Annotated in this window: 20 protein-coding genes; 13 read left to right on the forward strand and 7 right to left on the reverse strand. The window is 67.0% G+C overall.

Going from position 1 to position 20336, the window contains the following annotated elements; all coding sequences use genetic code 11:
- Positions 1-3: 3 nt before the first annotated feature.
- On the reverse strand, positions 4-426 hold the full coding sequence (locus AC3ANU_RS02895; RefSeq protein WP_144601167.1) for a helix-turn-helix domain-containing protein: 423 nt from the start codon (positions 424-426) through the stop codon (positions 4-6).
- Between the two features lie 44 nt (positions 427-470).
- Positions 471-2156, reverse strand: coding sequence for a phosphoenolpyruvate--protein phosphotransferase (ptsP, locus tag AC3ANU_RS02900; protein WP_018769738.1), 1686 nt, complete (start codon positions 2154-2156; stop codon positions 471-473).
- A gap of 161 nt (positions 2157-2317) precedes the next feature.
- Here ptsP and AC3ANU_RS02905 point away from each other — a divergent pair, with 161 nt between their 5' ends.
- The 6 genes from AC3ANU_RS02905 (at position 2318) to AC3ANU_RS02930 (ending at position 8768) form a co-directional block, all read left to right on the forward strand.
- Entirely contained in the window at positions 2318-3046 is a 729-nt protein-coding gene (locus AC3ANU_RS02905; RefSeq protein ID WP_026265838.1) for a TetR/AcrR family transcriptional regulator, read from the forward strand.
- An 87-nt stretch (positions 3047-3133) separates the two neighbouring features.
- Positions 3134-5197 carry a PTS mannitol transporter subunit IICBA gene (locus AC3ANU_RS02910; RefSeq protein ID WP_488315409.1) on the forward strand — a complete coding sequence of 688 codons (2064 nt, stop codon included), beginning with the start codon at positions 3134-3136 and terminating at the stop codon, positions 5195-5197.
- Positions 5197-6360, forward strand: a complete 1164-nt coding sequence (locus AC3ANU_RS02915) for a mannitol-1-phosphate 5-dehydrogenase (RefSeq protein WP_018769735.1) — start codon at positions 5197-5199, stop codon at positions 6358-6360. The genes AC3ANU_RS02910 and AC3ANU_RS02915 overlap by 1 nt, the downstream gene beginning before the upstream one ends.
- 179 nt (positions 6361-6539) lie before the next feature.
- Complete coding sequence (locus AC3ANU_RS02920; protein WP_488316014.1) at positions 6540-7031, forward strand: GNAT family N-acetyltransferase; 492 nt, start codon at positions 6540-6542, stop codon at positions 7029-7031.
- A 41-nt stretch (positions 7032-7072) separates the two neighbouring features.
- Positions 7073-7513 (forward strand): MarR family winged helix-turn-helix transcriptional regulator, encoded by a 441-nt coding sequence (locus tag AC3ANU_RS02925; RefSeq protein WP_056392494.1) that lies wholly within the window; start codon positions 7073-7075, stop codon positions 7511-7513.
- 28 nt (positions 7514-7541) lie between these two features.
- On the forward strand, positions 7542-8768 hold the full coding sequence (locus AC3ANU_RS02930; RefSeq protein ID WP_056392496.1) for an MFS transporter: 1227 nt from the start codon (positions 7542-7544) through the stop codon (positions 8766-8768).
- 120 nt (positions 8769-8888) lie between these two features.
- Here the strand turns inward: AC3ANU_RS02930 and AC3ANU_RS02935 are convergent, their stop codons facing one another.
- The 3 genes from AC3ANU_RS02935 to rraA all read right to left on the reverse strand — a co-directional run bounded on the left by AC3ANU_RS02935 (position 8889) and on the right by rraA (position 12786).
- Positions 8889-10328 (reverse strand): sugar porter family MFS transporter, encoded by a 1440-nt coding sequence (locus tag AC3ANU_RS02935; RefSeq protein ID WP_026265837.1) that lies wholly within the window; start codon positions 10326-10328, stop codon positions 8889-8891.
- Between the two features lie 200 nt (positions 10329-10528).
- Positions 10529-12193: an MDR family MFS transporter gene (locus AC3ANU_RS02940; protein WP_488315410.1), complete on the reverse strand. Its 1665-nt coding sequence runs from the start codon at positions 12191-12193 to the stop codon at positions 10529-10531.
- A 71-nt stretch (positions 12194-12264) separates the two neighbouring features.
- Positions 12265-12786 (reverse strand): ribonuclease E activity regulator RraA, encoded by a 522-nt coding sequence (gene rraA / locus AC3ANU_RS02945; protein WP_134164904.1) that lies wholly within the window; start codon positions 12784-12786, stop codon positions 12265-12267.
- 143 nt (positions 12787-12929) lie between these two features.
- Between rraA and AC3ANU_RS02950 the strand changes: the two genes are divergently transcribed.
- The 6 genes from AC3ANU_RS02950 (at position 12930) to AC3ANU_RS02975 (ending at position 18465) form a co-directional block, all read left to right on the forward strand.
- The gene (locus AC3ANU_RS02950) at positions 12930-14213 is read left to right on the forward strand and encodes an MFS transporter (protein ID WP_488315411.1); all 1284 of its coding nucleotides are present in this window, start codon (positions 12930-12932) and stop codon (positions 14211-14213) included.
- Positions 14214-14350: 137 nt separating this feature from the next.
- The gene (locus AC3ANU_RS02955) at positions 14351-14959 is read left to right on the forward strand and encodes a TetR/AcrR family transcriptional regulator (protein ID WP_134164906.1); all 609 of its coding nucleotides are present in this window, start codon (positions 14351-14353) and stop codon (positions 14957-14959) included.
- 288 nt (positions 14960-15247) lie between these two features.
- Positions 15248-16447: an NAD(P)-dependent malic enzyme gene (locus AC3ANU_RS02960; protein ID WP_488315412.1), complete on the forward strand. Its 1200-nt coding sequence runs from the start codon at positions 15248-15250 to the stop codon at positions 16445-16447.
- Between the two features lie 94 nt (positions 16448-16541).
- The gene (locus AC3ANU_RS02965) at positions 16542-17045 is read left to right on the forward strand and encodes a DUF456 domain-containing protein (RefSeq protein ID WP_018769725.1); all 504 of its coding nucleotides are present in this window, start codon (positions 16542-16544) and stop codon (positions 17043-17045) included.
- 40 nt (positions 17046-17085) lie between these two features.
- Positions 17086-17478, forward strand: coding sequence for a nuclear transport factor 2 family protein (locus tag AC3ANU_RS02970; RefSeq protein ID WP_134164907.1), 393 nt, complete (start codon positions 17086-17088; stop codon positions 17476-17478).
- 9 nt (positions 17479-17487) lie between these two features.
- Positions 17488-18465 (forward strand): hypothetical protein, encoded by a 978-nt coding sequence (locus AC3ANU_RS02975; RefSeq protein ID WP_478222682.1) that lies wholly within the window; start codon positions 17488-17490, stop codon positions 18463-18465.
- Positions 18466-18478: 13 nt separating this feature from the next.
- Here AC3ANU_RS02975 and AC3ANU_RS02980 read toward each other — a convergent pair whose 3' ends face one another.
- Positions 18479-19138, reverse strand: a complete 660-nt coding sequence (locus AC3ANU_RS02980) for a LysE family translocator (protein ID WP_488315413.1) — start codon at positions 19136-19138, stop codon at positions 18479-18481.
- 107 nt (positions 19139-19245) lie between these two features.
- Between AC3ANU_RS02980 and AC3ANU_RS02985 the strand changes: the two genes are divergently transcribed.
- Entirely contained in the window at positions 19246-19701 is a 456-nt protein-coding gene (locus AC3ANU_RS02985; protein WP_134164910.1) for an Lrp/AsnC family transcriptional regulator, read from the forward strand.
- An 18-nt stretch (positions 19702-19719) separates the two neighbouring features.
- Here AC3ANU_RS02985 and AC3ANU_RS02990 read toward each other — a convergent pair whose 3' ends face one another.
- On the reverse strand, positions 19720-20232 hold the full coding sequence (locus tag AC3ANU_RS02990) for a hypothetical protein (protein WP_377204916.1): 513 nt from the start codon (positions 20230-20232) through the stop codon (positions 19720-19722).
- Positions 20233-20336 lie beyond the last annotated feature (104 nt).

Here is a 20336-nt window from a genome sequence, read left to right on the forward strand (position 1 = left end):
GCACTATTCCCGCGGGCCGGCGTCTGCCCCGGCGTTCTTGTCCTGCCTGCGCTTGTGTTCGGCAAGTTTCTGGCTTTCGAGCCACGCCATGATGTCAGCCTGCCGGATCCGCCGGTGCGAGCCGCGGTACTCCACCGGGATCTCACCGCGGTCCGTCATGTTGCGCAGGTAGGTGTGCGAAATCCCCGCCAGCTCTGCCGCCTGCGACGTGGTCAGCATTTCCGCCACGCTGCTCACGGTCACCGTTTCGCCGCGGCCCAGCCGGGCAAGGAGGTCCACGACGGCGTCCCGTGCCTGCCCGGGCAGCCGATGGACCGTTCCGTCGACGAAGACAGTGATGTCATTGCTGTCCTCGAGGGCGCGCGTCAGGACGCGGGCTTCGCCGGCGGGCAGGCCGGCCGTGACGCGGGGGGCTATCAATGCCATGGACGTAGCCTATCCCGGCCGCAGCCGGCGTGGCCGCGGACCCGTCAGAGCCCCAGCTCCTCCAATACCGGCAGCTTTTCCCGGACCCACGCGCGCGCCTCGGTGGCGCTCGGCGCGGACAGGGCGAGCTTGGCCAGGTCCTGGGCTTCGGACAGGGTTACCGTCTTCAGGACTGCTGCCACCGCGGCGAGGGACCGCGCCGTCATGGACAGGGTGCTGACGCCCAGTCCGGTGAGGACGACGGCGAGGGCGGGATCGGCGGCGGCCTCGCCGCAGACACCCACCGGTTTGTTGTGGCCCTCGGCCCGGGATCCTTCAACCGTCAGTCCGACCAGCCGCAGGACGGCCGGCTGCCACGGGGTGTTCAGGTTGGCCAGCGGGCCGAGCTGGCGGTCGGCGGCCATGGCGTACTGGGTGAGGTCGTTGGTGCCCAGGCTGGCAAAGCTGACTTCGCGGAGGATGGCCTCGGCGGTGAGGGCCGCGGAGGGGACCTCCACCATCACGCCGGGGGTCTTGATGCCCGCGTCGGCGCACATGGAGGCGAACCGGGCCGCTTCTTCCGCAGTGGAGATCATCGGGGCCATGACCCAGACGTCGGCTTCTGACTGCTTCTGGGCCAGGGCAATGGCTTCCAGCTGCCGGTCCAGGACGCCGGGGGTGGTGAAGTCGGTGCGGTAGCCGCGGACGCCAAGGGCCGGGTTGGGCTCCGTGGAATCCGTCAGGAACGGCAGCGGCTTATCCGCGCCGGCATCCAGCGTCCGGAGGACCACCTTCTTGCCGGGGAAGGCATCAAAAACGCTCTTGTAGGCAGCAGCCTGCTCTTCGACGCTGGGTTCGGTGTCGCGCTCCAAAAAGCAGAACTCGGTGCGGAACAGGCCCACGCCCTGGGCGCCCAGCTTGGCGGCCGCTTCGGCGTCCTTGCCGCCGCCCACGTTGGCGAGCAGCGGCACCTCGTGGCCGTCCGCCGTCGCGCCCGTGCCGGTGAATTCAGCCAGCAGCGACGCCGTGGCGGCCCATGCTTCCGCTGTTGCCCGGAGGGATTCGTCGGGGTCGGAAGTGATGAGGCCGGCCGCGCCGTCAACGTACACCTCGGTGCCGTCCGGCAGTTCGTCCACTCCCACGGCGGCAACCACGGCGGGCAGGCCAAGGGACCGGGCGATGATGGCGGTGTGGGACTGGGGGCCGCCGCCGGCGGTGACCAGCGCCAGGACCTTGTTCGGGTCAAGCGTTGCGGTGTCCGCGGGGGCCAGGTCCTCGGCCACCAGGACGAACGGGGTGTTGGACGCGGGAATGCCGGGCGCGGGCACGCCGCGGAGCTCGGCCACGATGCGGGCGCGCACGTCCAGGACGTCGGTGGCACGTTCGGCCATGTAGCCGCCCAGGTTGTGCAGCATTTCGGAGACGGAGGAGCCGGACTCCCAGATGGCGCGTTCGGCAGAGGTGCCGCGGGCCACCAGCTTGGCCGCACCCTTGATCAGCATGGTGTCCTTGGCCATCAGGGCGGTGGCCTCCAGGACGGCCTTGCCGTCGCCGGTGGCATGGGCGGCGCGGTCCTTCAGTTCGTCGTGCACGGCCTGCGCGGCGGCCTTCAGTGCTGCGGTGGCTTCTTCTGCAGTGGTGTCCGGGGCCAGCTGTTCACCGGCGGGAGGCTCACTGATCGGTTTGGGCATCTGCCGGATGGTGCCGATGACGCGGCCTGGACTGACGCCTACTCCTGGGAAGTTCTGCACTGAAGGTCCTCATTCTCTGCCGGTAGACAGGCCCGCCAAGTTCCCCCGGCGCCGTGCCGGGTCCGCCGGAGGACTGCTACGTCCAGGGCGGGAAACGTGCCTGAAAAAATTGTATGTGATTCAGTTCATATAGCAACGCTATAGGTGCTAGGGTAGCGGTTATGAGTTTGGATGGCCAGCTTCCCCCCAAGATGCGGCTGCTCCGTGCTGCCGCGGAACTGCTGGCGAAATCCGCGGGGGCTCCGGTGTCCACGCGCCAGATCACGCAGCTGGCCGGGGTTTCGGCTCCTACGCTGTACCACCACTTCGGTGACAAGGAAGGTTTGTTCGACGCCGTCGTCGCCGCAGGGTTTGAAGAATATGTCGCGGGCGAAAGGGATTTCGCCCCCTCCGGACAGCCCATCGAGGACATCCGGAGAATGTGGGACAACCACGTCCAGTTCGGACTGAACCAGCCCGAGCTGTACCTGGTGATGTTCGGCAATATCCGCCCGGAGAGCCGGCCTGCCATCGTGGCGGACGCCGAGGCGCTCATGGAGGAGATGCTGAACAAGGCAGCGGCGGCGGGCCAGCTGAACGTCCAGCCCCGGGAGGCAGCCAGGTCCATCCTGGCTGCCAACGTGGGCGTGACGCTGATGCTGATTGCGGAGCCCGCTTCCGAACGCAACCTCGAACTGTCCACCATGACCCGGGACGCCATGATCTTCGCGGTGTCCGCCGAGCCCGCCAGCGGCCCGGCCCCGGGCGGCACCGGTAAGTCCTCGGTGGTGGTGGCAGCGATCGCCCTGAACGCCGCACTTCAGGCTTCGCACTCTGACCAGCTTTCCAGCTCGGAACTCAAGCTCTTCCTCGAATGGCTTCACCGGATCTCCACCAGCCCTGCCGGTTAGCCCCGGACCCCCGCAGTACCCAGCAGTACGTCGTCGTAATCATCGGACCACTCCTGCGGAGCAGCAGGAATGAGGTTAGGAAATCACATGGCAACAGAGACAGTTGCAAAACCCCGCACCAGCGCGCGCGTGCACGTCCAAAAGTTCGGGACATTCCTGTCCGGCATGATCATGCCCAACATCGGGGCGTTTATCGCCTGGGGCATCATCACGGCCCTCTTCATTGAGAAGGGCTGGCTGCCCGTACCCGTCCTCGGTGGCTTCGGTGAGACCGGCGGGAAGCCCAACGTCGGCCTTGTGGGCCCCATGATCACCTACCTGCTGCCACTCCTGATCGGATACACCGGCGGCAAGAACGTCTATGACGTCCGCGGCGGCGTGGTGGGGGCCATCGGCACCATGGGCGTGATCGTCGGTGCCGGCATCCCCATGTTCATCGGCGCCATGATCATGGGCCCGCTGGGCGGCTGGACCATGAAGAAGATCGACATGCTGTGGGAGGGCAAGATCCGCCCCGGCTTCGAAATGCTGGTCAACAACTTCTCTGCCGGCATCTGGGGCGCATTGCTCGCCATGCTGGGCTTCTTCGGCATTTCACCGCTGGTCACGGCCTTCAGCACGGGCGCCGGGAACGTGGTGCAGTTCCTGGTCAACAACGGCCTCCTGCCGCTGACCAGCATCTTCATCGAGCCCGCCAAGGTCCTGTTCCTGAACAACGCCATCAACCACGGCGTGCTGACCCCGCTGGGCGTCCAGCAGTCGCTGGACCAGGGCAAGTCCATCCTGTTCCTGCTCGAGGCGAACCCGGGCCCTGGCCTCGGCATCCTGCTGGCCTACATGTTCTTCGGCCGCGGCGCCGCCAAGGCGTCGGCGCCCGGTGCTGCGATCATCCACTTCCTGGGCGGCATCCACGAGATCTACTTCCCGTACGTGCTCATGCGCCCGCTGCTGATCCTGGCCGCAATCGCAGGCGGCATGACCGGCATCGCCACCCTGGCCGTCACCGGCGCGGGCCTGGTTGCGCCGGCCGCCCCGGGCTCCATCCTCGCCGTGCTGGCCCAGACGTCCCGCGACAGCTACCTCGGCGTGATCCTGTCGGTGGTGCTCGCCGCCACGGCATCCTTCCTGGTGGCCTCCGTCATCATGAAGACCACCAAGCACAGTGACGAAACAGACCTGGGCGACGCCACCGCCCGCATGGAGGCAATGAAGGGCAAGAAGAGCTCGGTTTCCTCCACCCTGACCGGTGCAGGTGCAGGTGCAGGCGCTTCCGCAGGTGCCGCGTCCGGCGGCCGCGGCGGAGTGGGCGTGCTGGCCGGACCCGTCCGGAACATCGTGTTCGCCTGCGACGCCGGCATGGGCTCCAGCGCCATGGGCGCCTCGGTGCTGCGGAACAAGATCAAGGCGGCCGGGTTCCCGGACGTCAAGGTCACCAACGCCTCCATCGCCAGCCTCAGTGACACTTACGACGTTGTAGTCACCCACCAGGACCTAACCGAACGGGCCAAGCCGGCCACGTCCAGTGCCGTCCACTACTCGGTGGACAACTTCATGAGCAGCCCGCGGTACGACGAGATCGTCGAGCTGGTCCGCGAGAGCAACACGGAAGGCGGAACGTCCGACGCCGGCACCGCCCACGGAGCGCACGCCGCCGAGGCGCCGGTGGACGCAGCGCCTGCCGCAGCAGGTGCGGCAGCGGCAGCTCCTGCCGCCGGCAGCTCCGACATCCTGGCCCGCGAGAGCGTGGTCATGCGCGGTTCGGCCACCACCCGCGACGCCGCCATCGACGAGGCGGGCCGGCTGCTGCTGGCCCGTGGCGCCGTGGATGAGGGCTACATCGCCGCCATGCATGAGCGGGAAGAGTCCGTATCCACCTACATGGGCAGCTTCCTGGCCATCCCGCACGGCACCAACGCCGCCAAGGACCACATCCGCAAGTCGGCGGTTTCCGTCATCCGGTACCCGGAAGGCATCGACTGGAACGGCAAGCAGGTGAAGTTCGTGGTGGGCGTCGCCGGCATCAACAACGAGCACCTGCACATCCTGTCGTCCATCGCCAAGGTCTTCACCAACAAGGAACAGGTTGCCCGGCTCGAGGCCGCCACATCCGAGGATGAAGTCCTGGAGCTTTTCGGAAAGGTCAACGCATAGTGAAGGCAGTACATTTTGGGGCCGGCAACATCGGCCGCGGCTTCGTGGGGCTGCTCCTGCATGACGCCGGCTACGAAGTGGTGTTCGCGGACGTGGCCGAAGACCTGATCAACCGGCTCAAGGAAGCGGACAGCTACGCCGTGCACGAAGTGGGGGAGAATCCCGCCGTGCGGACCGTGGACAACTTCCGGGCGCTGAACTCCAACGCCCAGGAGGCGGAACTGGTCTCCGAGATCGCCACGGCGGACATCGTCACCACCGCAGTGGGCCCGCACATCCTGAAGTTCGTGGCGCCGGTGATCGCCAAGGGCATCGCCGCAAGGGAACCCGGCCGGGCGCCCCTGCAGGTGATGGCCTGTGAGAACGCGATCAACGCCACGGACATCCTGGCCAAGGAGGTGGCCGCCCAGCCAGGGGCCACCGCCGCAGTGCTGGACGGCAAGGCAGTGTTCGCCAATACTGCCGTGGACCGGATCGTGCCCAACCAGGAGGCCGGGCAGGGGCTGGACGTAACAGTGGAGACTTTTTACGAATGGGTCATCGACCGCACCGCGTTCGGTGACTCCGCTCCGGCCATTCCCGGCGCCACGTTCGTGGACGACCTCTCGCCCTACATCGAGCGGAAGCTGTTCACCGTGAATACCGGCCACGCCTCGGCGGCATACTTCGGGTTCGAGGCGGGCCTGGAGAAGATCTCCGACGCCATGGCGGACCAGGACGTGGCGGAGGATGTCCGGGCGGTGCTGGAGGAAACCAAGCAGCTCCTGGTGGCCAAGCACGGGTTCAGCAACGATGAGCAGGAAGCCTACGTCCAGAAGATCCTGGTCAGGTTCTCCAATCCCTATCTTCCGGACACCGTCAACCGGGTGGGCCGTGCTCCGCTGCGGAAGCTGAGCCGGAACGAGCGCTTCATCGGCCCCGCCGCCGAGCTGGCCGAACGTGGCGTGGTGCCGGAGGCCCTGCTTGGTGCCATCGCATCAGCGCTCCGGTTCAACGACCCCGCTGATACAGAGGCCACGGAGCTGGCAGAAATCCTTCGCTCCACCAGCCCCGCCGACGCCACGGCAAAAATCACCGGGCTGGCGCCTGGCCACCCGCTGTTCGCCGCCGTTGCCACCCTCGTCGAGGAGCGGCAGGCCGAAATGGCCGGCACCCCCGCCTGACGCGCCAACTGACACGCTCCATCATTACCTGCGCCCTCAAGCGCAACGCTCCATCAGATCCTGCAGGAATTCCGGCGACGCTCCATCAGAACGACGCCGGCACTTACCCAAGTGCCGGCGTCGTTCTTTGTCTGTGCCAAGCTGGGCGGGTGAACCAGAACCCAAATGCCGCGCCTGCTTTGCTCACCGCCGACGTTGACGGCGGGACGTTCCGCCTCAGGCACGCGACGCGTGCCGACATCCCGGACATGGTGCGCCTGCTGGCCGACGACGCCCTGGGCGCCGGCCGCGAGACCGCGAAGGATATGGAACCCTACGAACGCGCCTTTGACGCGATCCACGCCGACCCCGCCCATCTCCTGCTCGTCGGCGAAAGGGTGCCGCAGGGGGAAGAGGAAGGGCCGGTGGTTGCAACCTTCCAGCTGAGCTTCCTTCCCGGCATCTCCAGGCAGGGCGGGTGGCGCTCGCAGCTCGAAGGTGTCCGCGTGGCCGCGTCCCTTCGCGGGCAGGGCCTGGGGAGGCTCATGGTGGGCTGGGCCATCGCGGAGTCGCGGCGCCGGGGCTGCGACCTGATGCAGCTGACAACGCACCATAGCCGTTCGGCAGCCCAGCGGTTCTACCAACAGCTGGGCTTCGAGGCCAGCCACGTCGGCATGAAGCTGGCCCTCTAGGCCTTGACCGTTAGGTTCCCTAACTGTTAGGCTACCTAACGATGACTGACGACGATCCCCAGCTCCACGAACTTGCCGGCGCCTTCCGTGAAGCCCTGCGGCACAGCGTCTACCTGGTCCGGCGCCTCGACGCGGACGGTGAACTCAGCGCCGCCCAGCTCAGTACCCTCAAGATGCTGCTCGGCGAGGGCCAGCGCGTCGGTGAGATCGCCCGGAACCTCGGTGTCCGCGTGCCCAGCGCTACCGAACAGATCATCAAGCTCGAACGCGCAGGCCTGGCGCGCCGGGAACCGGACCCGGATGACTCCCGCGCCGTCAGGGTGATCCTGACCCCCGAAGGCCGTGCCGCCGTCGACTCCGCAAACCGGCGACGCAACCAGGTGATGGCCGCCATCCTCAGCACGCTCACCGACCAGGACCGCCAAGCCCTGGCGGAGGCCCTGCCGGTCATCGACAAAATCAACGCATCCCTCCAGAACTGAACCAGCCACGAACTTAGGAGCACCCTCCATGGAAGGCCAGCTCGCAGAAACCCTGCAAGCACCAGAATCAACCTTGACGGCCGAAAAGGCCTCATTCCTCAAACAGCCGAAGGCGGTATGGGCCACCGCCCTCGCCGCAGTGTTCGCCTTCATGGGCATCGGCCTGGTGGACCCCATCCTTCCGGCCATCGCCACCAACCTGGACGCCAGCCCCAGCCAGGTCTCCCTCCTCTTCACCAGCTACTTCCTGGTCACCGCGCTGGCCATGCTGATCACGGGGTTCGTCTCCTCCCGCATCGGCGGCAAACGGACGCTGCTGATCGGCCTGGCCGTCATCGTCGTGTTCTCCTCGCTGTCCGGCCTGTCCGGCAGCGTCGATGAGCTGGTGGGCTTCCGCGCCGGCTGGGGACTGGGCAACGCCCTGTTCGTCGCCACCGCCCTCGCCGTCATTGTTGGGGTGGCCAGCGGCGGCGCCGGCACCGCCATCATCCTCTACGAAGCCGCACTGGGCCTGGGCATCTCGCTCGGCCCGCTGCTCGGCGCCCTCCTGGGCGGCTGGCAGTGGCGCGCCCCGTTCTTCGGCACCGCCGTCCTCATGGCCGCCGCCTTCATCGCCCTGATCGCCCTCCTGCCCAGGACGCCGCTGCCTGAGCGCAAGGTGCGGTTGCGGGACCCCCTGCTGGCGCTGGGCCACAAGGGACTGCGGACGACGGCGGCAAGCGGCTTGTTCTACAACTACGGCTTCTTCACCATCCTGGCTTTCACCCCGTTCATCCTGGGCATGGACGCGTACGGCATCGGCGGCGTCTTCTTTGGCTGGGGTGTGGCCGTGGCGGTATTTTCCGTCTTCGTTGCACCGGTCCTGCAGACCCGCTTCGGCGCGGTGAAGGTACTGACCGGCACTTTGTTCGTCCTCATGCTGGACCTGGCCGGGCTGGGACTGGCCGCGGGGCACTCGGTGCCTGCCGTCGTCGTCCTGGTCATTGTTGCCGGCGCGCTGCTGGGCATCAACAACACCATCTACACGGAACTGGCCATGGGCGTCTCTGATTCGCCCCGGCCGGTGGCTTCCTCCGGCTACAACTTTGTCCGCTGGATGGGCGGTGCCCTGGCCCCGTTCGCGGCGGCGCAGCTCGGTGAGCACTTCGGCCCGCAGGTCCCGTTCTTTGCCGGGGCGGTGGCCATGGTGATCGCCATCCTGGTCGCGTTCGGCGGCCGGGCCTACCTGTCCTCGCACGAACCGCACGTCGTGTAGCCGCTGCCGGCGCACCAACGGACAAACCCTCCATCACGGCATGTGATGGAGGGTTTGGTGTTTTCATGCGGAAGCTGATGGGGCGTTCCAGGGAAGGCCGCCAAAAGTGATGGGGCGTTGCTAGGCCTTGGCGGAGCCCTTGGGCACGAACAGCGTCTCGGCCTGCTCCAGGGACATGCCGTTGGTCTCCGGGACCTTGAACATGACGAAGAAGAAGGAAGCCGCAGCGAACAGGGCGTACATGGCATAGGTCAGCGGCAGCGAGCCCGCTGCCATGACCGGGAAGCTCAGGGTGATCACGAAGTTGGCCACCCACTGGGCCGCTGCGGCCAGGCCCAGCGCCCGGGCACGGATCCGGGACGGGAAGATCTCGCCCAGGAGGACCCACACCAGCGGTCCCCAGGACGCGCCGAAGCTGATCACGAAGACGTTGGCGGCCACCAGGGCCACGGGGCCCCACGCGCCCGGCAGGCTGATGTTCTCGCCGCTGCCTGTTGCCGAGGAGAACGCCACGGCCATGGCGCCCAGGGACACGGCCATGCCCACGGACCCGGCCAGCAGGATGGGCCGGCGGCCCACGCGGTCCACCAGGGCGATGGCCACGAGGGTTACCAGGATGTTGGTGACGGAGGTTGCCACCGAGATGGCCAGGGAGTCCTTCTCCTGGAAGCCCACGGCCTTCCACAGGGTGGTGGAGTAGTAGAAGATCACGTTGATGCCCACGAACTGCTGGAGCACCGACAGCGTGATGCCCACCCAAACCACAGCCTGCAGGCCAAAGGCCTTGCCGCGGAGGGACCCCTTTTGCCCGGCCAGCTTGTCTTCCTCAATGGCTTCCCGGATATCCCGGATATGCCGACCGGCATCCTCGGTGGGTGCGATGGACTCAAAGACTTCCCGGGCCTGGTCCTCTTTGCCCTGGAACACCAGGAACCGCGGGGACTCGGGCAGGGTGAACGCCACCCAACCGTAAACGACGGCCGGGACGGCGGCGGCCAGGAACATCCAGCGCCATGATTCAATGCCCAGCCAGAAGGCCTGGTCCGCACCGCCGGCACTGGTGGCCAGGAGCGCGTCAGACAGCAGCGCGGCAAAAATACCCGTCGTGATGGCCAGCTGCTGCAGCGAAGCCAGGCGGCCGCGGACCTTTCGCGGCGAAATCTCGGAGATGTAGGCGGGCGCGATGACGGAGGCCAGCCCAATGCCCAGGCCGCCCACCAGGCGCCAGAACACCAGGTCCCAGACGCCGAACGCGAAACCCGTGCCCACGGCGCTGACCAGGAACAGCAGGGCGCCCAGCTTCATGGCCGGAATGCGGCCGTAGCGGTCCGCCACCTTGCCTGCCAGGAAGGCGCCGGCCGCGCAGCCCAGCAGGGCAATGGCTACGGCGAAGCCCGTGACGGCCTCTGACAGGGCAAATTCTTCCTTCATGGCGTCCACGGCGCCGTTGACCACCGATGAGTCGAAGCCGAAGAGGAATCCGCCCACCGCCCCCGCGAGCGCCAGCCAGATCACCCGCCGCGGTATCCCGGTTGTGGTCTGCTCCTGTGCAGTGGGCATGGTTCTCCCTGGGTTTGGGGGTTTTATGGATGCGGTGCGGACGTCGTCGGCTGCGGTACCGGCAGAATGGCCGGCGCACACGCGCTAAACAGTGTGGCACGTCACCGCCCGAGGTTCCACTTGGCGCCTTTTGCCCCGTTAACGCAGGACGACGACGGCGGGCCGTGCCGCCGTCGTCGTCCCACCCATGCGCTTCCGGGCTAGTGCGCCGGAATCTCCATGCTGTCCTTGTCCTGCGGGGATGCCTTCTGGTCGGTCAGCTTCTTCCGCGGAAGGGCGAAGCTGATGAGGAACGCCAGGCCGGTGAGCGCCGCCGCCGTCAGCATCACGGTGTCGATGGACGTGGCAAAACCCTCGGTGATGGGCCTGGTGAGGGTGCTGTTGGCGGTGTGCAGCCAGCTGGTGTCGTTCAGGGAATCGTTGGAGGCGCCGTTCTTGAAGAATTCGTAGAGCTTGGCGTTGGCAGGGTCCGACGCGACGGCAGGGTCCTTAAGGACGGCCAGGTAGGCGGGGTCCGTGGTGGCGGCCTTCATGCCGTCGGCAATGCGGCTTGCCGCCATGCTGAAGAGCATGGAGATGAAGACGGCGGTGCCCACGGCGCCGCCCATGGAGCGGAAGAACGCTGCGGAGGAGGTTCCCACGCCCATGTCCCGCGGCGGTACCGAGGTCTGCATGGCCAGGGTGAGCGGCTGCATGCAGAAGCCCAGGCCGACGCCGAAGAAGACGGCGATGAATCCGGGGACCCAGAGTTCGGTGTCCACTGCCAGTGAGAAGCCCATCACCAGGGCGGCGGCGGTCAGGATGCCGGTACCCATGATGGGGAAGATGCGGAACGTGCCGGAGGCCGAGATGGTGCGGCCGGCGGTGATGGAGCCGAACAGGATGCCCACGGTGAAGGTGATCATCATCAGGCCGGCCTCGGTGGGGGTGAGGCCCTTGACCAGCTGGAGGTACATCGGAAGCATGGCGATTGCGCCGAACATGCCGATGCCGATGATGAAGTTCAGCAGCGAGGACAGTCCGAACGTGATGTTGTGGAAGAGCCGGAGCGGGATCAGGGCGTAGTCGCCGGCGCGCTTCTCCGCCAGCAGGAACCAGGCAATGCCCACCACACCCAGGCCGTAGCAGAGGAAAGAGTTCACGGAGGTCCACCCCCACGTGCGGCCCTGCTCAGCCACCAGGAGGAGCGGAACGATGGCCACGGTGATGGCGGCGGCGCCCCAGTAGTCGATTTTCTGTTTCAGGTGCTTGGCGGGCAGGTGCAGGAACAGGAACACCACCGTCAGCGCGGCAAGGCCAATGGGAATGTTGATGAAGAAGACCCAGCGCCAGCCGTCAAAACCGAGGATGTTCGCCGAGCCGGCGAATGCCCCACCCACCACCGGGCCCAGGACCGAGGAGATGCCGAACACGGACATGAAGTAGCCCTGGAACTTGGCGCGGTCCTTGAGCGAGACGATGTCGCCGATGATGGTCAGCGCCAGGGCCAGCAGGCCGCCGGCGCCAAGGCCCTGGATGCCGCGGGCAACTGCGAGTTCGGTCATCGAGTGGACCGAGCCGGCGTAAAGCGAGCCCACCAGGAAGATGAGGATCGCGGTCAGGTACAGCGGGCGGCGTCCGAAGATGTCACTCAATTTGCCGTACAGCGGGGTGCTGACCGTGGAGGTGATCAGGTACGCGGTGGTGGCCCACGCCTGCAGGGAGAGCCCGTCCAGGTCATTGGCAATGGTGTAGATGGAAGTGGAGACGATGGTCTGGTCAAGGGATGCCAGGAACATGCCCAGCATCAGGCCCACCATCACGGTGACGATCTGGCGTTGCGTCAGGGTTTCTCCGGGGCCGGGCGCGGCAGTGGCTTTGGACATGGGTGCTCCAAGGGGAAGGAAAAGATATAAGCAGCGATAGTTGCTTTCAGTAACTATCTTACTCGTTGTTTTTATTCCCCGCCCTGCCGGGCTTCCTGCTGGCGCTCCACGAGGATGCCGTCCGGATCGCACCAGACGGTGGCTCCGGGGCGGAAGGTCACGCCGTCGATCACCACATCCACGTCAACCTCGCCGGCCCCCGCCTTCTGGCTCTTCCTGGGGTTGCTGCCCAGGGCCTTGACGCCAAGGTCCAGGTCCGCGATCGCCAGCCGGTCACGGATGGCGCCGTTGATGACGACGCCGGCCCAGCCGTTTGCCACGGCGCTTTCGGCGATCATGTCCCCCATCAGGGCCGTGCCCAGCGATCCGCCGCCGTCCACCACCAGGACCGCCCCGTTCCCCGGTGACCCCAGCGTGGACTTCACCAGGGCGTTGTCCTGGAAGCAGCGGATGGTGCGGACCGGGCCGCTGAAGTGCGAGCGGCCGCCCAGGGACTGGAACTGCAGGGAGACGGACGCCAGCTCGTCGCCGCGCTCATCGTAGAGGTCGGCGGTATTGACCGCTGTGCCTTCGGTCGGGGTGGGTGCGCTCATCTGGTTCTCCTCGATACTCGGCAATTTGTTACCCGGCAACGTGATCCCCCGGGCGGCGTTGACCGCCGCGTGCCCGGTGGCCCGGTACCGCCCACGATAGTCTGATTCCACCGCCAGCCGGCCGCACCAGGGGGAGCACGCCAATGAGTCCGTTCAACACGCCCGCGCCGCCGGATGATGCCGCAGGCAAAACCGCGACGGCGGCGTTCGCCGAGCCGGTGCAGAAGGTCACCGCCCGTTGGGTCACCGGCCTGGTGCTGGTGAACGTGGGCATCAACGCGGCGTTCTTCGGTCCCATCAACGTGTTCATCGGCCAGCAGGCCATCAGCATTGATGCGCCTTCCAAGGAAGCCATCCTCTCGCTGGTGACGGCCTGCGGTGCGGGGGTTTCGCTGGTGGCCAACCCCCTCTTCGGTGCCCTCTCGGACCGGACCACGTCCCGGTTCGGCCGGCGGGCCCCGTGGGTGCTGGCCGGGGCAGTCCTGGCCACGGCGGCGCTGCTGGCCATGTCCTTCTCTGCCGCGGTGGCCCTGATGGTGCTTTTCTGGTGCCTGGTGCAGCTGGGTGCAAATGCCGCGTACGCGGCCATTACCGCCGCCGTCCCGGACCGGGTTCCCGTCATCCAGCGCGGGGGAGTGGGCGGACTCGCGGCCATGGGGCAGACCCTTGGCATCCTCACTGGCGCGGTTTTCGGGGCAGTGGTCTCCGGCAACTTCATGGTGGGCTACTGGCTGTGTGCGGGCGCCCTGCTGGTGTCCGTGCTGCCGTACCTGTTCCACCGGAATGATCCCGCCCTGCCCAAGTCCGGGCTGGAGGCTTTCCGGCCCAGGGTTTTCCTCAAGGGTTTCTGGATCAGTCCCCGGCGCCACCCGGATTTCGCCTGGGCCTGGCTCACGCGCTTCCTGGTCAACGTGGGAAACCAGCTGACCATCGTCTACCTGCTCTTCTTCCTGCGTGACGTCATAGGCCATGAGGATCCTGCCGCGGGGGTTCTGGTCCTGACGGGTATCTACGCGGTGATGGTCATGGCCACCGCGGTGGTGGCCGGTCCCTGGAGTGACCGGGTGGGCAGGCGGAAACCGTTCGTCATCGCCTCCTCGGCCACAATCGCCATGGCCGGAGCCATCATGGCCTTCTTTCCCGTCTGGCCCGGCGCGCTCGCCGGCGCCGCCGTCCTGGGCGTCGGTTTCGGCGCCTACCTGGCCGTGGACTTTGCGCTGCTGACCCAGGTTCTGCCGTTCGCCGTCAGCCGCGGCAAGGACATGGGGATCATCAACGTGGCCAACTCGCTGCCGCAGGTGGTTGCCCCGGGACTGGCGCTGCTGGCCGTGGCCTACTGGGGTGGCTACCGGACGCTGTTCCTCACGGCGGCTGCCATCGGGCTGCTGGGTGCCGTTTTCGTGGTGAAAATCAAGGGCGTCGACTGACCTGCCGGTGCCCGAAACTAAGGCCGCTGACTAATTAGGGCACACGCCTGTGCCGTATAGTTGAACCGGGCTGCAGGGCGGTACGGAAGTGGGGGCGCTCCTGGCCGCAGTCCCTACGACACAACCCCGGAATGCTGATGCCCGAGACTTTTTCAGACCATCCGCCCATGGCCGCCCGGCCTTCCGCTCCACGCCAGCGCCTCCGCTACACGCGGATCCTGGACACCGCCGCAGGGTTCGCCCGCACGGGTCTTGACGCCGTGGAACTCTCCGAAGTCGCAGAAAAAGCGGACGTGCCACTGGGAACCCTCTACCGTTACTTTCCGTCCCCCACCCACCTGATGCTGGCGCTGTACCGGCAGCAGCTGGACGAGCTGCAGGCCGGTTCCCGGGGCTCGTCGCCGCGCTTCCGGGGCCGGGCGCTGTCCGGCCTGCTGATGGAAATCTTCCACATGCGCGTCATGCAGCCCGCGGTGGAGCAATGCCTCAGCCGGGGCGTGTACCACCCGGACAAGGACACCACCGCACTCCTGCGCGAGATTGATGCACTCAGCGAAAAGCTCGTTGCGGGTGCCTGCGGCGACGCCGTGGGAGCCAGGGTCCTCCTCCTGACCGTCACTGGTCTGGTCCAGTCCGTCCGGAACCGGCGACTGTCCCTCTTCGAAGCCGAGGAGGACCTGAAAAAGGCGTGCGGTCGGCTGTCCCCCGGGGCCGAGGCGGGCTTCACAGTGTCCCGGTCGGCGTAACTGGTCTAGACCAAAAGGCAATTAAATACGCCATAATGCCGTGATCTGGATCACAAATCGTCCTGCATAAACGTTTTGTCAGGCTAAAGCTGTGTCAAGCAGGACCCGGCAGCCCTTTCGGGCCTGCCTACCATTGGGGCACAGGAGCGGCAGGGCGGAAACATCCCCGGCGTTCCCGCGGACCCGCCACCCTTGGGTTTCCTGTCGCACTACCTTCCACGCCTGGGCCCGGGAGGGCCCGGTTCCCGATGTGCCGTGTGCCCACGGCCAGCACCAGGAGACAACGACGTGTCCATTGACGCAATCACAGCCACCGACGATTCAGCAGCCACGGCCTTGACCGAAGACGAAATCTTCACGGCCCACCAGGGCGGCAAGCTCTCCGTCACCAGCACGGTTCCGCTGTCCAACAAGCGGGACCTGTCCATCGCCTACACCCCCGGAGTGGCCGAGGTGAGCCGGGCCATCCACGCCAAGCCCGAACTGGCCCGCACCCTGACCTGGGCCGAGCGCCTGGTGGTCGTGGTCAGCGACGGCACTGCCGTCCTGGGCCTGGGCAACATCGGGGCCAGCGCCTCGCTGCCGGTCATGGAAGGCAAGTCCGCCCTCTTCAAGACCTTCGGCGACCTTGATTCCATCCCCCTGGTCCTCAACACCACGGACGTGGACGAGATCGTGGAAACGCTGGTCCGCCTGCGCCCCAGCTTCGGCGCCGTGAACCTTGAGGACATCTCCGCCCCGCGCTGCTTCGAGCTCGAGGAAAAGCTGATCGAAGCCCTTGACTGCCCGATCATGCACGACGACCAGCACGGAACCGCCGTCGTGGCCCTGGCAGCGCTGACCAACGCCGCCAAGGTGACCGGCCGCGGCCTCGAGGGCCTGAAGGTAGTGGTGTCCGGCGCCGGCGCGGCGGGGATCGCCGTCGCCGAAATCCTGCTCGCAGCCGGGATCACCGACGTCGTCCTGCTCGACTCCCGCGGAGTCATCAACAGCGGCCGCGCCGACCTCGCTGCCAGCCCCGACAGCAAGAAGGCCGACCTCGCCGGCCGCAGCAACCCCCGCGGCATCACCGGCGGACCTGCTGAAGCGCTGGCCGGTGCCGACGTCTTCATCGGCGTCTCCTCCTCGAAGCTGGACGAGGCGCACCTGGCATCGATGAACCAGGACGCCATCGTGTTCGCCCTGTCCAACCCGGATCCCGAAGTCCTGCCCGAGGTGGCCGTAAAGTACGCCGCCGTGGTGGCCACCGGCCGCAGCGACTTCCCCAACCAGATCAACAACGTCCTGGCGTTCCCCGGCGTCTTCCGCGGTGCCCTCGACGCCGGCGCCCGCCGCATCACCCCGGCCATGAAGCTCGCAGCGGCGCGCGCCATCGCCGGGCTCGCCGCCGAGGACCTCTCGGCTGACTACATCGTCCCCAGCCCGCTGGATCCCCGCGTGGCACCGGCGGTCACCGCGGCCGTCGCCGCGGCGGTGGAAGCGGAGTAAATCCCCTTTCCGGCAGAAACCACGACGGCGGTGCCTCCTTCCCCGAAGGAGGCACCGCCGTCGGGCGTTAAGGGCCGGCCCTAGACTGAAGTCCATGAGCTCCGAAACCGTGGTGACCATCCTGTGCGGCCTGGCGATCCTGGTGGGGGTGGCCGGCACCATCATTCCCGTCCTGCCAGGCAGCGTCCTCATTGGCGTGAGCCTGCTGGCGTGGGCCATCTGGGGCGGCGCCGGGTCTGCGGGGTGGGTCGTGTTTGCGGTGGCCATGATCTTTGTCGCCGCGGGGATGACGGCGGGTGCCGTCCTCACCGGCAGGAAGCTCAAGCAGCATGCCATTCCCAGCCGCAGCATTGTGGTGGCCCTCGTGGCGGGCGTGGTGGGGATGTTCATCATCCCTGTGGTGGGCCTCTTCGTTGGTTTCGCGGCCGGGCTGCTGGCCAGCGAGTTCCTCCGGACTCGGAATTTTTCGACGGCGGCGAAGTCCAGCTGGGCCGCGCTGAAGGCCACCGGGCTGGGGATGCTCGCGGAGTTCGGGCTGGCCTGCCTTGCCGCCAGCACCTGGGTCATTGGTGTGTGGATCGCCGCCGCCAACGGCTGAGTCCATTGCGCCCCGGACCCTGCCCGGGTACAACCAAGGTATGACCCAGCCAGCTTCAGCCCGGGACCATGTCCACGCCTGGATGGAAAAATACCAGGCTGCCTGGACCAGCAACGGCGCCGATGACATCCGCAACCTGTTTGCCCCGGACGCGCTCTACGAGACGCGTCCCCATGATCCCGAACCCTGGCGCGGCCAGGACGGGATCGTCCAGGGCTGGCTGGCGGCACGTGACGAGCCAACCGACTGGACGTTCAGCTGGGAACTGCTGGGGTGCGACGGCGACACCGCCTTTGTCCAGGGCCTCACCACCTACTCGGGCGGCAGGCCCACGTACGACAATCTGTGGGTGATCAGGTTTGATGGATCCGGCCGTGCCCGCTCCTTTACTGAATGGTTCATGGCGGGGAAGCCGGAGATCCCTCCCGGTTAGCATGGAAAGATGAGCGCCGGGGAGACCGCACCGATCTACTGGGACAACCGCGACCTCACACCGTTCGGGCAGGCCCAGCTGCGCACCCCTGTCCACGACCTTGCCGGGGGAGTGGGCGGCCTGCTGACCGGCGTCCTCGGCGGCCGCAACCCTGCCCTGCTCTCCATCGACGGCGAGGTGCCGCGGCTCAAGCGGCTGCTGCCCAAGCCTGCCAAGGCGGTTCATGAAGCCGTCTTCACCAGCCACGAACCGGAGCGCCTGATCACCCTGGCGCGCGCCTACCCCGGGTGGGCGGGGCTCTGCTACCTCATGGGCGGGCTCCTGGCGTACAAGCACGGCGGCTACCTGCGGGCGTCGGAACTCCTGCAACGGGGGCTCGCCACCCGCAATGACGACGAAGCCAACCGTTACTCATCGACCTACCTCACCCGTATCGTCACCCGGATCGAACTGGCCGAGCGGGTGGAGATCCCCGTGCTGTTTAGCGAGGAATCGGTGTTCCTTGCCCTGTCCCATGCGCTGCGCGAGACGGGCCGCACCGAAGCGGCGCTCGACGCACTGGGCGGGCTGCCGCCATCGCTTCCCATGGCCCTGGCGCGCTGCTCGCTGGCCCTCACCCTGGGACGAAGCCGCACGGTCATTGACTGGACGGAGGGGCTGCTGAACGCGGACGATCTCTCCGCTGCCCTGCTGCTGGTCCGCGCCCGTGCCCTGCGGCGTGAAGGCCGGCTGGAGGCTGCGCACCAGGCCATCGCCGAAGTTTTGCGCCGTCGCAAGACACACCTTGTGCTCCGCAACGACGCGCTGACGGACCGGGCATTGCTCGTGCTGGAATCGGGCCGGCGGTCGCTGAATCCCCGCGACTGGGGACGCCGGCGCGGGGACCCGGAACCGCAGCGCGAACTCGAGGCGCCGCCGCGCATCCGCAAGGATGAGGAAATGCGGCGGATCTGGGAGCAGGACTGGAAGGAACTCGGCGGAGAGTAGGAACCCGGACCGGCTACTGGGGGCGGCCGGCCAGGAACGGCACCAGCTGCTCGCCGAGCAGCACGGCCCCCAGTGCCACCATGATGATACCGCTGGCAAGCGTTACTGCCCGGGCGGCGCCGGGCCTGCTTTGCAGCAGGGAGCGCGAGAGCAGGGCCACCACCGTGTAAACCAGGCCCGCCAGTGCCACGAACGTCATGCCCAGCAGCCCGGACTGCACCGGCACGGGCAGGGAGGCCTCGGAGCTGACGAACTGCGGTATGAGGGCCACATAAAAGAGCAGGCCCTTGGGGTTGATCCCGCTGGTGCCCATCCCCTGCAGGAAGGTGCGCAGCTGTGTTCCGGCGGCCTGTATTCGGGCGGCGCCGGGCGCGTCCGCGCTGAAGCTCGCGCCGCGCCAGGACCGGAGGGTTCCCACCCCCAGCCACAGCAGGTAGCCCGCGCCGGCCAGGGTAATCCAGCCCAGGACCCCGGGCATGCCTGCCAGCACGGCGGCCAGCCCGGCCACCAGCAGGACGGTGTGAAGGACGTATCCGCCGCAGAGCCCGGCAACCGCGGGGGCGAAACTGCGCTGCCGCAGGCCCGCCGCGATGGTGTAGGCCCAGTCCACCCCCGGCGTGCAGGCCAGGGCTGCAGCAACCACCAGGAAGGCAAGGAACAACTGCGGGTTCATCGGGTTTCTCCTGTCGAAAGGCTCTCAGGAGCAACCATAGGGAGAATCCAGCCATAAGTGCTGTCCTGTTTTCGCCCGCCCCGCGGTGACAGCAGTATGTTTATTGCGTGATAGACAAGATTGACAGGAATATCTTGCGGCACCTCCAGGAGGACGGGCGCATGACCGCCACCGCGCTGGCAGCGAAGGTGGGCCTGACGGTGGCTCCCTGCCACCGGCGGCTGCGCGACCTGGAGTTGTCCGGGGTGATCCGCGGGTACAAGGCAGACATCGACCCCGCGGCGGTGGGCCTGGGGTTCGAGGCGATCGTTTTCGTCACGCTCCGCCAGGTGGACCGCCCCACCATGGAGATTTTCGAGAACCGGGTGGCGGACAACCCGAACATTGTGGAGGCACAGCGGCTGTTTGGTTCACCGGACTATCTGCTGAAGGTCATAGCGGAGGACCTGCCGGCGTACCAGCGCTTCTACGACACCGAGCTCACATCGCTGCCCGGCGTTGAACGGCTGACGTCAACGCTGGTCATGAAGAACCTCAAGTCCAACGCGGGTCCGCCCGTCTAGGTCCCCGCGGTCCGCATGTCAGTCGGCAGGCAGGATGTGGACGATGATCACCTGCGTGTCCTTGCTGCCGTCGTAGCGGAGATCGTAGTTCACCGTCAGTCCGGTGCCTGTTCCCGGCGTGATGGAGAAATCGCTCTTGGAAGCAGGATCCGCCTGGGTGCTGCTGATCCATTCTTCAGCCGGCTCCGCTGCTATCCCGTAGCGTTGCACGCCGTCCCTGATCAGCTCAAAGTACTCGTCAGGTGAGCCGGCGGTGAGGAAGTAGGTGACCTCGCTGAAGTCCGTCCGCCGGTCTGTGGTGTTGAAACGGATCCGGTCCGTTTCGGCGGTTATTTCGCCGTTGGGCGCCAGGATGCTGAGGCTGATCTTGCCCGAACCCCGGGTATTGATCTCGGGGCCGTAACTGTCCTTGGTGACGCGGACGGCGTCCTTTTCCAGGCGTCCCGAGCTCATATCCAGGCGGGCCGTCCCGGTGGTGCGGATACTTTCCACGCCGGCGGCGTCAAGGGTGGAGAAAGCGGAGGTTTTCACGGGGCTCCCTGCAGAAGATGAAGTGGCGGTGGTCGGATCGGCCGGAGTTGGCGCTTTGCAGCCGGCCAGGACAAGGAGTGAAACGAGGGCAATGACGACGGCGG

The organism is Arthrobacter sp. SDR-2R (genome assembly GCF_057747955.1).